Below are 11686 nucleotides of genomic sequence, written 5' to 3'. Positions count from 1 at the left end.
CGGACTAGCCTCTAAGCCTAATTGGTTAGGCGTTGGGTAATGCCAAGACATCTTGGACTGGGTGGGCGAAGGGACTTATTACAGGGTTTGCTGGTTCCTGGGATTATCTCCATTTAAAAACCAGCATTTAATTGTAAAGCTTTCTTATAAAGACAGGGTTTGGGACCCAAAGGAGTTTCGATGAACAAAGACCTACAAAAACAAGCAAAAGAAGCCGCAGCTATCCATCGCCAAAGTCTGCAAAAGAACTTGCAACATCGTCTAGAAGTTGCTAGAGCCAATGGCAATGACGCCTTAGTTCGTCAGCTAGAAGTCGAAGCCAGCTATTTGCACCTAAGCTAAGAGACATATATTAATTAATCCTGACATGAGAGAGACTAAACCTCTGGGAATGTCAGGAAAATTTAACAAACCTACCCAGAAACCCTTTTTTGACCCTTCGCGATCCTCAAGGGTATGCTTTTGAAGCTTGGGCGGGTTTTGTTGATAAGTTAGCCCGTTTAGCCGCCCCTAACACTCGTGCTTCAACACCAACCAACGTATGGTAATCTGAATGGGAGTGAACTGACTCAAGTCCTTGAGGAACGATACCCCATCTCCCCGCGCGATCGCACGTTGCAACTGTTCCTACATCGACATCTCTAGGGGTTTAAGTCTCTCGTTTAGGGTTGGGCTTAGACGAATCTAGATTGACTGGAAACGTTGAAAATTGCGCTCTAGTTAGTCTACAACTTTTCCCGCTAAGATTGCTCTGCCCACTCCAACACAACTGTCCGCACAATTCCTCAATGCTTACTCATTCCTACCATTCCAGAACCAAGAGGTGAATCCGATCAGCTTAGCAAGTTCTTAGGGCTGACGCATCTTTCTTTTCAAATGCATCAGCCCCTCAGTCTAGTCAACTCAACTTTTCCTAGAGACAGTCTCTAGAAACAAAGTCAAGCTATGGCGCTAGAAGCATTGGTTGAGTTTCTAGACATAGACAATTCCTGATCATCACCCTCAAGAGTATCAAGCATAATCTGGTGCAAGTTTTCCGCCCATTTATCCCAGTTTAAGCGCGTGTCATACTCTTCCCGGGACAATCGTACTAACTGTTCATAGGAATATTTGTTAGCAAAGTTAGTTGCTATCAAATCTGCATATTCATCACTTGATGCAGAGACGGGTAGCATATAACCATTCTGTCCATTCTTCACAATCGTGGAGATTCCACCAACATCAGTTGTGATTACCGGAATACCATAAGCATTGGCTTCACAAATCACTATCGGCGAACAGTCAGCGCGAGTCAGCAACAGTAAGAAATGCGATTCTAATAACAGCTTATTTAATTCTTCCTGCTGTTGAGGAACGTTCTTATTCAAGAAAGGAATGATGGTTAATCTTTCATGCTGAATCTCGGCTGGAGGAACGGTTCCAACCATTACTAGCTCTGCATCTATCCCCATCTTGAGCAGGGAAACAAGAGTTTGAAAAGCAATATCTGCACCTTTTCTCTGCCAATCTTTACCAATGAACAACAAACGACACCTTTGATGCCGACACTTCCCTAAGATTTCACTTACGTCAGGAACAGTATCTAAATTTGCGCCGAAGGGGACTACGTTAATCTTATTCGGGGCTGCGCCATAATCGAAAACAGCAGAATTGGCAGCCCATCCCGAAGAATAGACTATCTTGTTAGCTTTCGATAGCACTGCCGTCTCTACGTTGGAAGCTGCCCGAAAATCCTCTTCAGCCAAGAAAAAATTATAAGTGTCGTGGAGTATTTTTGGGGTTGCATCTGACAAGAAAACAATCGGTAGATTGGTTTCCAGAAAACTTAATTCTTTTGAGGCAACAGGAGCAAAAATTAAATCACAGGGTGTACTTTTTAGCTGTCTTTTAACTACGGTAATGAATTTCTTATATTGCTCGCCTAGCTGAGAATTTTTGAATCTGACAAATCCTACTTTATCGGCATAGCTTAAAAGTTTACGCCATTGAAAATATCTTCGAGGTAACCCCAAGTTAACCAGTTTAATATCCCTTTTCCTCAAGGCTTTGTGCATGTAGTAAATAGTTCCCGAAAAGGCATTCTTGTCCATGTAGTTCTGCACGGAAAAAAAGCCGATCCGTATTGGCTGTGCCATGAAATTTACCTTTTTTTTTGTCTATGCGGTTACAGGAAAACATCAATTCAATATCACTGTCAAGTATATTTGGATACCAAGGAATAAATTAACAAAACTACATAATTCTTGCATAAGGATGATCATCAGCTCGATACAGGTATCAACGGCAAATTATGAGGCGCAATTGTCAGAGGCGTGGCGGGTAAAAAATTCCAATAACTTAACAAATGCTTGACTTGAAACTCTGAGGTACTTAAGATAATCCCCAATGTAAAGATTTAGTCCGAGATAACTGAGGCTGACTCCATGGAAACCGTTAAAAATCCTGTCATCGCCATCGGGCTTGATGCTGCAGAGCCATCTCTACTCGAAAAGTGGATGTCCCAAGGATACCTGAAAACTTTGTCTCGCCTGCGCCAGCAGGGAGTATACGGACGTTTACAGAATTTTCGAGATTCTAATGTAGAAACAGCCTGGACAACCTTTGCAACGGGTTGCTCACCTCAAAAAACTGGCTTATGGGCACACATGGGGCTTCGCGAAGGGACTTACAACTTTGAAACCCGTGCCGCTTATGATTTTCAGGAGTATCCCCCCTTTTACGCATTGGGTGAAGACTATCGGGTGGCTACCTTCGATGTTCCCCAAGTACGGCTGACCGATAAAATCAATGGGTTACAGGTGGCAGCTTGGGGGGCGCACTCTCCTCAAGTCGAGAGTGGCTCCTTACCGGAATCACTGTTCCAGGAGTTGATTGACAAGCATGGCGCCAGCCCAGCCCTCCACAAAGACTACGCCGTTTGTCTTGATTTGAAGAGTACTCTTAAAGTTGCGGAACGATTGCACACCGGGATTGCTCGACGCTCGGCAACTTGTCAGGATTTGTTAACACGGGAAACCTGGGACTTGTTTTTGACGGTATTCAACGATTCCCATTCTGGGGGTCATCTTTTTTGGCAATTGAGCCAACCGGATCATCCCCTGTATGAAGCCTTAAGACAGCGTGTCTCCCATGATCCCTTGCTAGAAATTTACCAGGCGATGGACAGAGCGATTGGTGAGATATTGACTAAGGCTCCTGATAATGCTGATGTGGTCATCTTTTCCGCCCATGGCATGGGTCCAGCTACGATTGATTTACCCAGCTTTGTCTTCCTACCGGAGTTTCTCTACCGCTTCAGTTTTCCGGGGAAATGGGGACTTGGCTATGGCAAAACCTCAGATCCCCTACCACCCCCAATTACCAAGATGAAAGGGAATTGGTGGGAGCGGCATTTGTGGGGGACTAAATATGATCCCAATCCCATTCGACGTTTTCTGAGGCGCGAAACTCCCTCTCGACTCTTCAAAGTGATAGAACCTCTGCTTGACTCAACCCAGGAATCGGATTTAATCTCACCCTTCCAACTGGCTCGCCAAGGGGAGCGGGTTATACCTTGGAATCCAGCCCAATGGTACAAGTTAATGTGGCCCTCAATGAAAGCGTTTGCGCTGCCTAGTTTTGCGGAAGGATATATTCGGATCAACCTGCAAGGGCGAGAACCCCAGGGAATTGTCCCGCCCTCGGACTATCACGCCCTTTGTGATGAACTTTGCCAGAAGCTGTATGCCCTCAAAGATGCTCGTAAAGGCATCCCGATGGTGAAACGAATTGTCCGCACCCGACAAGACCCGAATCAGCGAGATCCGAAGCTACCAGATGCTGATTTAATTGTCGTGTGGCAGGAAGACTATGCTACTGATGTTATGGATAGTCCTGATTATGGACGTTTTGGTCCCTTACCTCCTTATCGGGCGGGAAGCCATCGCCCCGAAGGATTTATTCTGGCGTGCGGTTCGGGTATTGAGCCAGGTTCTAGCTTATCAGCCGGTCATGTCCTGGATTTGGCTCCAACATTTCTGACATTAATGGGAGCGCCAATTCCTGAACACCTAGAGGGGAAACCTCTACCGTTGAGGATGAGCCAGCCTGTTGATTATGTTGCTAAAACTTGACCAAAGCCATTTGATTTCCCTCCCCTTGTTAAGGGGAGGGTTAGGGTGGGTTCAGTCTCAAGGTATTGGAGATTTTTGAGCTTAAGTTGACATCAACAGGTGTCAGAAATCATCAACTATCGAGTTCCTATCCATTAAGCTGCATAGCAGCTTAATCCAATAATTTAGCTACTGAAACCCTTTGATAGCTCAGATTTCCTTGTCAGATTAAATTCGTTACAGCTTATGAGAGAAATGCTTCGTGCAGCCTCTCATCTGAGGGAAGATATTAAGTAGCTCAGGTGAATATATAACCTATTTGTCTGGGTTGGTTTACACAATCTTCATATATTCTTTACATGAACTTTATACATCAACTGTGCCTGGGCTGTTATTCTTTTTATATACGCTCATCCCACAGTTAGAGTAAATTTTCCGAAAACTACTGGGTTCTATCCAAAGCTAGATGAAATCGTCATCAAACATGCTGTATTCTTACCTTAAGCCTTTAAATGTTTGAGTAACTCTCCATTAGAGTTTTGTATTGCCAGCAAAGAGGTAACGACTAAACAGGAAAATGCCTGTTGTGAAAATTGCCATCAAGGTTTATCTGAAGTAGCAGTTAAATAAATAATTTGAATAGGAGCCAGACCAAAAATGAAAAAGTTTGTTAGAGTTTTACAACAAATAGCTGTCGCTACCTTGGCTGTCGTAGCGGCTAATTCAGCAGAAGCAGCAATTATTGGCAGTAGGGTTCGTGGAGGATATGTCGGTCAACCTGAAACAAATTTAGAACTGCAAATTGTTGAACCACCTGCTGAAGGTATAAGATTAGGGAATTTTGACAATTTTGATGATGGATATACAGTCGATCCTAATCCCAATGCAGCCGTAGATCTCTTCGGTATTATCGAGAAGCAGTCAATTGTGCTGCCTCAGTCTATTGATGTCTGGGATCGGTTTGATCGGCAAACACCTTCCAACTTTAATGTAACAATTCCTAAAGATACTCTAGTCAGTAGCTATCTCTTTTATGTTCAGCCACCGGGGGGCGATAATCCGAAGTTTGAATGGTCTGGTCAAATCCGATTTGATGCACCAGTTCTTGGTATAGTTAGCGGTTATAGTAATAAGAGCAGCTATCAACCGACTACCGAATTAGTAGGTTTGGAGAATACTACATATAGAATTGGTGCTGGTTTAGATCGACGTCAAGGTGATGTGGTAACTTTTGAAGACAATGTATTAACATTTTTTATAGAGTCTCGCTCAGGAACAGAGCCATTTCGCGTGATCAGTTCTGGAACTCCAACAGTATCTGTACCCGAACCAATTACTATCCTGGGTTCGGGTGTGGCTTTGGGAGTCGGAGTCCTATTTCGAAGTATGACAAAAAAACAAAAAGCTGAATAGATCCGATTGCCATAAATGTTGTGTCCTTTTTATCTTACCGAGAGTACTTAGCAATGATACCAGTAAAAAAAACGAAGAGCATAGCTATAGGATTACAGGCATCTGCCGTTAGTTTTGTTGTTTTTGCGGCTAATTCAGCAGAGGCAGCAATTATTGGCAGTAGGGTTCGTGGAGGATATGTCGGTCAACCTGAAACAAATTTAGAACTTCAAATTCTTAATCCACCCCCCCAAGAAATAAGGATTATTAATTTTGAGAGAGAGGAGGGCGATGACAGGATAAATCCAGATCAGAATAAGGATATCCGAGCAGTTATTGAGAAGCAAGCACTTGTGCTTCCTAGAAATCTTGATGTCTTGGATGAATTCGGTGAAGAAACCTTTAGACCTAACACTACAATTGCTAAAGATACTCTTGTTAGCAGTTATTTATTTTATGTCAACCCAGCCGGGGCTGGTCAGCCGAAGTTTCGCTGGCACGGTCAAATCAGATTTGATGCACCAGTTTTGGGGATTCTTGGTGGTTTTAGCATTAATTGGAACGCTAGTAACCGATTACTCGGTTTAGAAAACACTAGCTATAGCATAAGATCTGGTTTAGATGCACGTCAGGATATTGTGAATATTGACAACAATGTTTTACAATTTGATATAACGGCAGCAGCGGGAATGGAACCATTTCGCGTGATCACCTCTGGAACTCCAACGGTATCTGTACCCGAACCAATTACTATCCTGGGTTCGGGTGTGGCTTTGGGATTCGGAGTCCTATTTCGCAAAATCAAGCAGAAGCAATGAAGTTAAAGGAAATCATCAGATAAAGTTTTTATCCCTAGCGATTTAAAATAGGGTAATCTGGAACAGTTAATACCCTCTAATCTAAGCTAGGGAGTTTCTTTGTACAATTGACTCTCTCCTAAACCTATGAGTAAAGCGAAGATTTTCTTTATCGGTCTTGATGGAGCAGACAGAGATTTGATTCTTCAATGGGCAGAGGCGGGTTTGCTCCAGACTTTTCAATCCCTCCTTCAGCAAGGAGCGTTTGGTCTGACCAATGACCCACCAGGAATTAACGGCTGCCACTGGCCTACTTTTTTCAGTGGGGTTTCACCAGCTAAACATGGGCGTTACTGGGCACAACAGATTCAGCCAGGCACTTATGATATTGGAACATTTAGCTTTGGCTGGGAACCTTTCTGGAATGTTTTAAGTCAGGCGGGTCGTAAAATTGCATTAGTTGATGCTCCTGAAGCGCCCCTGGCTGAAAGTCTTAATGGAATTCAGATAGTTGAACGGCATAATTACAAACAGGGAAACTCGTCTGTTCAGACTTATCCGTTATCTTTAGCAGCCGAAATAGAAACGCAGCTAGGGAAAAACTCAATTGGAAGCTTACGTACTGTTGGACGCGGTATAGATGAATTGAAAGACTTTCGTCAAAACTTATTGACCAGCATTGAAAAGAAGATAGAACTATCCAGTCACTTTATAAAACAAGGCGAGTGGGATCTTTTCCTAACCGCTTTTAGAGAAGCTCACTGGGCGGGTCATCAATGTTGGCATCTCCATGATCCAAATCATCCAGAATATGATCAGGAGGTTGTCAATGCTATTGGAAACCCAATGAAGGACATTTATATTGCCATTGACGCAGCTATTGGCAAACTCCTACAGCAGGTGAGTCCAGAAACAACTGTCTTTATTTTTGCTAGTACTGGCATGGGTCCCAACTATACTGGGGTGCATGTTCTAGATGAAATCCTTTTACGCATCGAGAATCCTCAGAGAGCAGCGATGCGTCAAGAGGTTGGCAATACCCTGAATTCTTTGAAGCGGTATAAGTTTCTCCGGCAACTCAAAAAACGCCTCTGGAAACCCATACAAAACATTCGTGGTACAGGGAAACCACCCATCTCAAAGTTGAGTAATCGTAAATGTTTCCAGGTTCCCTCCAGTGAAGCATTTGGAGGAATTCGGATCAATCTGGTTGGTCGCGAACCCCAGGGTAAGATCCAACCGGGGCAAGAGTATGAAGAGTTCTGCGAAGCCCTATGCCAAGATCTGTCAGAACTAACTAACTATGATACCGGAGAACCGCTAATCCGAAATATTTTTCGGTCAGCCGAAATCTATAAAGGAGAACATCCCATGGGTCATCCCGATCTACTTGTTGAGTGGAACCGGAATGCACCCATTGCTTCAGTTTACTCGCCAAAGGTAGGGAAAATTGATAAGGTTTACTGGGATAGCCGGACTGGAGATCACAAACCTGGCGGACTTTTCTTGGTGTCAGGAGCGTCCATCGAACCCAAGCAAGTTGAACAGCCTACATCGATTGTAGACTTCGCGCCGACGATCGCCTCCCTACTTGAAGTGCCACTTCCTACGAGTGATGGACAACCGATTTCAGGTATCTTCTCTTCAGCGATTTGTACTGAATCATAGATGTCTATTCGAGACGACTTAAAGAGTGAAAACAAGCAGAAAGCCTCGCCATTACAGGGGAGAGGAACTTAGATGATTAAGCGATTGATCAAGGATGTAACTTATCCAATTATTAAGTCTAGACCGGACTTCTTAATTATTGGAGAGCAGAAAGCGGGAACTACCTCGCTGTATAATTATCTAACCCAGCATCCCCAAGTCTTCGGCAACATTGGCTGGAAGGAAGTTCGCTACTTCGATCGCCCCGAACATTATAATCAGGGCTTTGGCTGGTACTTAGGGCATTTTCCCTCGAAACTTCGCAAAGGAAATAAACTGACCTGTGATGCATCCCCTAACTACCTATCCTACGAATTTGTTCCCGAACGCATCAAAAAAGATCTAGGGGATATTAAGATGATTGCTGTATTGAGAGAACCTGTCTCTCGTGCTTATTCAGCATGGCAGATGTTTCATAGCTTTGCCAATATTGATAACGATCATTTGAGGCGATTTTATGACAAAAGAACGTTTGCTGAGGCAGTTGAAGAAGAATTCAGTCCCAACTTTGACCATGCTAAATACCCGTTTCGTTATGATTATGTCGGTAGAGGTAAATATGTGCATCATTTAGAAAATTACTATAACTATTTTGATAAGGAGACTATCTTAGTTTTAAATATGGAGCAGTTTCGTAAAGACTTAGGTGCAGTATTAAATCGTGTGTGTGATTTTTTAAGTATCGAACACTTTTCCCAGGAAATACTGGAAAAATTACAGCAGGAAAAGCATAATCAGGGGAAATATAAATTTCATAAAACTCCTGCTGATCAAGAAAAACTAGAGTTTATCAAGAGTTACTTTGTTCCCTTCAACGAGAAGCTGTATGAAATGTTAGGTGAGAATTATAACTGGTGAAGTTGGTTAGGTTAAGATTCCTTTTGCCAAAAGTGATTCTAATGATAAAACAATCAATAAGAAAAATAGTATATCCCATCTACCCAGTTATAAAGTCTAGACCCGACTTTTTAATTATTGGAGTTCAGAGAGCAGCAACAACTTCTTTGTATCACTATTTAACTTCGCATCCTCAAATATTGGTAACTCATAAGTGGAGGGAAACCTACTACTTTGACAACCCGGATAATTACCAGAAAGGTTTCGGTTGGTATATCAGTCATTTCCCGGCTAAACTCCGCAAAGGAAATAAACTGACATTTGAAGCCTCACCGAGCTATATGTACTATAAGCATATTCCTGAGCTGATCAAGCAAGATTTAGGCAACATTAAAATGATTGCAATAGTAAGAAATCCTGTTGATCGAGCCTACTCAGCATGGCAGATGTATCATAGCTACTCCAATCTGCCGCTTAAGCATTTGCGAGATAGAGCTGATGAAAGAACGTTTGCTGAAGCGATTGCTCAAGAATTTAATCCAGAATCGAATACTGCAAAATATCCTTATAATTATATTGATAGGGGAAACTATGCTCAACAAATAGAAAATTACTATAACTATTTTGGCAAAGATAATATTCTGATTTTGAATTTTGAGCAGTTTTGCAACAATCTAGGTGCAGCGCTGGATCGGGTCTGCGACTTTCTAAAAATTGACTATTTTTCTCCGAACAAAATCAATGAATTTCAGAATCAAAAATACGCTGTGGCAAACTATGTAACAAGTTCTAATCATGCTCAATTCCTAGAACAACTAAAAGACTATTTTATTCCTTTTAATAAGCAGCTCTATGGCATTTTAGGTACTGATTACGATTGGTGATAGTCAATTTTATATGGATGGATGTAAGAAGGTAAAACCGAAAATAAGATATTCCGAAGAGATGAAGTTTTGCTGTTTAAAAGCAACTTGGTATTGGTATAAGTTGCTTTCTTATCCTTTTGAGCGAAGCGGAGCATCTGGAGAGATACTTCGTCGCTACACGGAGCATGTCCTCGAACGAAGTGAAGGATTTCGCTCAGCATGACAAATTACCTGTTTGACTGCAACTTAGTATTAATCCAATAATCAGGCTTGCAGACAGTGATAGTCCAAGATAGAAGCCGATTTACACCTGATGTCAAACTGAGGTGAAGTTGGCATCACCTGGATTTAGGCGGCTATACTTGATAACAGCAGCACTAAACCCACTCGCGCCTGTAGGTCTACCGATAAGAATATGTCTTTCAGATTTCTCCTAAATGATGCCTGGAAAGCGTGGCATCGTCATAGCGGTTGGATGGCTTGGAATTTATTTCTCGCTTTTATCCCCTTAGCCTTAAGCGTTTGGCTCTTTCGTCGCTCATCTGGAAACCGTAACCTTTTGTGGTGGGCGGGTTTAATTGTTTTCATTGTTTTCTTACCCAATGCACCTTATCTGCTGACCGATATCATCCACCTAATTGATGCCGTTCGCCGTAACTACTCCGTATGGGTTATTACTTTAGTCCTAATTCCCCAACATCTTAGCGTTATTCTACTTGGGTTTGAAGCTTACGTTATATCTTTAATTAATTTAGGATACTATTTACAAAAGCAAGGAATGGGTAAATTTACCCTTCCGGCTGAACTCATTATTCATGCCCTATCTGCGGTTGGCATCTATTTAGGGCGGTTTAAACGATTTAATAGTTGGGATTTAGTCACACAACCCGATGATTTAGCCCAAACCGTCGTTGACGACTTAACCGCCAAACGTCCCTTGTTTGTCACCTTTGTCACTTTTATCGTGTTGACAGTATTGTATTGGGTGATGAAACAAGTCACCCTTGGACTAATCCTAAAAATGCGTCATAGAAAACTTTTCCACGAATCTGATTAAATTCATTTGTTCGTCAAGCATTTGCCGCTATCAAACTAGCGTTAAAGACTCCAGTCCTTACTTAAAGTCGTCCATCTGCTAGAGTAGGGGAATTTTTCTATTTAACTTAGCCTGACAACCTCGTATGTCCTTACAATGAACCAGGCAGTATACGTTAAAATGCTGGCAGAACAGGCATTCGGTGAATTACCCAGCCCATGATTGACACCTTACAAACTCAACTGTACCAACTGGAACAATTTGCCAATAATCTGGTTGGCAATCAGCTTACCCATCTGAGTGCATTAAGCATTGGCATTATCTTTGCGGCTGGGTTGCTGACTAGCCTCACTCCTTGTATGCTATCCATGCTGCCAATCACGATTGGCTACATTGGCGGCTATGAAGCCAAAGGACGCTTGCAGGCTGCTACTCAATCTACTTGGTTTGCACTGGGTTTGGCAACCACCCTAGCCGGATTGGGAATTTTAGCCGCATCGGTGGGACGAGTTTATGGTCAAGTGGGTATTGGGTTACCCATAATTGTCAGCCTGATTGCGATTATCATGGGGCTAAACCTACTCGAAGCCTTACCCCTGCAATTACCGTCTTTTGGGGGAATGGAGTGGATTTCCCCAGATTTGCCCAAGGGGGTACGTTCCTATCTGATTGGTTTAACCTTTGGTTTAGTCGCCTCTCCTTGTAGTACTCCGGTTTTGGCAACCTTACTGGCTTGGGTAGCGAGTACACAAGACTGGGTATTAGGTGGGGTTCTGCTATTATCCTATACGGCGGGTTATGTTACCCCATTGATTGTGGCAGGTACATTTACCGCTTCAATCAAAAAATTATTAGAAGTGCGCCAATGGTCGAGTTGGATTACACCCGTGAGTGGGGCTTTATTAGTCGGATTTGGTGTCTTTTCGCTGCTGTCTCGGATTCCTGGGGGAATTTTTTAAT

10 protein-coding genes are annotated in these 11686 nt (G+C 42.8%); 9 read left to right on the top strand and 1 reads right to left on the bottom strand.

Annotated elements, in window-relative coordinates:
* Positions 1 to 180: 180 nt before the first annotated feature.
* On the top strand, positions 181 to 342 hold the full coding sequence (pirA, locus tag RID09_RS02385) for an arginine synthesis PII-interacting regulator PirA (protein WP_446334352.1): 162 nt from the start codon (positions 181 to 183) through the stop codon (positions 340 to 342).
* 596 nt (positions 343 to 938) lie between these two features.
* Here pirA and RID09_RS02380 read toward each other — a convergent pair.
* Positions 939 to 2135: a glycosyltransferase family 4 protein gene (locus RID09_RS02380; RefSeq protein WP_446334351.1), complete on the bottom strand. Its 1197-nt coding sequence runs from the start codon at positions 2133 to 2135 to the stop codon at positions 939 to 941.
* A gap of 288 nt (positions 2136 to 2423) precedes the next feature.
* Here RID09_RS02380 and RID09_RS02375 point away from each other — a divergent pair, with 288 nt between their 5' ends.
* From RID09_RS02375 to RID09_RS02340, 8 genes are all read left to right on the top strand, one after another.
* Positions 2424 to 4112 (top strand): alkaline phosphatase family protein, encoded by a 1689-nt coding sequence (locus RID09_RS02375; protein ID WP_446334350.1) that lies wholly within the window; start codon positions 2424 to 2426, stop codon positions 4110 to 4112.
* 636 nt (positions 4113 to 4748) lie between these two features.
* On the top strand, positions 4749 to 5504 hold the full coding sequence (locus RID09_RS02370; RefSeq protein WP_446334349.1) for a PEP-CTERM sorting domain-containing protein: 756 nt from the start codon (positions 4749 to 4751) through the stop codon (positions 5502 to 5504).
* 53 nt (positions 5505 to 5557) lie between these two features.
* Positions 5558 to 6301: a PEP-CTERM sorting domain-containing protein gene (locus tag RID09_RS02365; protein ID WP_446334348.1), complete on the top strand. Its 744-nt coding sequence runs from the start codon at positions 5558 to 5560 to the stop codon at positions 6299 to 6301.
* A gap of 126 nt (positions 6302 to 6427) precedes the next feature.
* Complete coding sequence (locus tag RID09_RS02360) at positions 6428 to 7948, top strand: alkaline phosphatase family protein (protein ID WP_446334347.1); 1521 nt, start codon at positions 6428 to 6430, stop codon at positions 7946 to 7948.
* Between the two features lie 72 nt (positions 7949 to 8020).
* On the top strand, positions 8021 to 8845 hold the full coding sequence (locus tag RID09_RS02355) for a sulfotransferase domain-containing protein (RefSeq protein WP_446334346.1): 825 nt from the start codon (positions 8021 to 8023) through the stop codon (positions 8843 to 8845).
* Positions 8846 to 8877: 32 nt separating this feature from the next.
* The gene (locus RID09_RS02350; RefSeq protein ID WP_446334354.1) at positions 8878 to 9708 is read left to right on the top strand and encodes a sulfotransferase family protein; all 831 of its coding nucleotides are present in this window, start codon (positions 8878 to 8880) and stop codon (positions 9706 to 9708) included.
* A gap of 397 nt (positions 9709 to 10105) precedes the next feature.
* A complete protein-coding gene (locus tag RID09_RS02345) occupies positions 10106 to 10747 on the top strand; it encodes a DUF1361 domain-containing protein (RefSeq protein WP_446334345.1) in 642 nt (213 codons plus the stop codon).
* 197 nt (positions 10748 to 10944) lie between these two features.
* Positions 10945 to 11685 (top strand): cytochrome c biogenesis protein CcdA, encoded by a 741-nt coding sequence (locus RID09_RS02340; protein ID WP_446334344.1) that lies wholly within the window; start codon positions 10945 to 10947, stop codon positions 11683 to 11685.
* The last annotated feature ends 1 nt before the right edge of the window (position 11686 follow it).

Source organism: Coleofasciculus sp. G1-WW12-02 (assembly GCF_040219735.1).
Taxonomy (GTDB): Bacteria; Cyanobacteriota; Cyanobacteriia; order Cyanobacteriales; family Coleofasciculaceae; genus Coleofasciculus.
This window is presented reverse-complemented; position numbering and strand designations above follow the sequence as displayed.

Bases quoted from the DNA above. Each gene is read 5' to 3' on its own strand.
- pirA (WP_446334352.1), top strand. From the start codon at position 181: ATGAACAAAGACCTACAAAAACAAGCAAAAGAAGCCGCAGCTATCCAT.
- RID09_RS02380 (WP_446334351.1), bottom strand. From the start codon at position 2,135: ATGGCACAGCCAATACGGATCGGCTTTTTTTCCGTGCAGAACTACATG.
- RID09_RS02375 (WP_446334350.1), top strand. From the start codon at position 2,424: ATGGAAACCGTTAAAAATCCTGTCATCGCCATCGGGCTTGATGCTGCA.
- RID09_RS02370 (WP_446334349.1), top strand. From the start codon at position 4,749: ATGAAAAAGTTTGTTAGAGTTTTACAACAAATAGCTGTCGCTACCTTG.
- RID09_RS02365 (WP_446334348.1), top strand. From the start codon at position 5,558: ATGATACCAGTAAAAAAAACGAAGAGCATAGCTATAGGATTACAGGCA.
- RID09_RS02360 (WP_446334347.1), top strand. From the start codon at position 6,428: ATGAGTAAAGCGAAGATTTTCTTTATCGGTCTTGATGGAGCAGACAGA.
- RID09_RS02355 (WP_446334346.1), top strand. From the start codon at position 8,021: ATGATTAAGCGATTGATCAAGGATGTAACTTATCCAATTATTAAGTCT.
- RID09_RS02345 (WP_446334345.1), top strand. From the start codon at position 10,106: ATGTCTTTCAGATTTCTCCTAAATGATGCCTGGAAAGCGTGGCATCGT.
- RID09_RS02340 (WP_446334344.1), top strand. From the start codon at position 10,945: ATGATTGACACCTTACAAACTCAACTGTACCAACTGGAACAATTTGCC.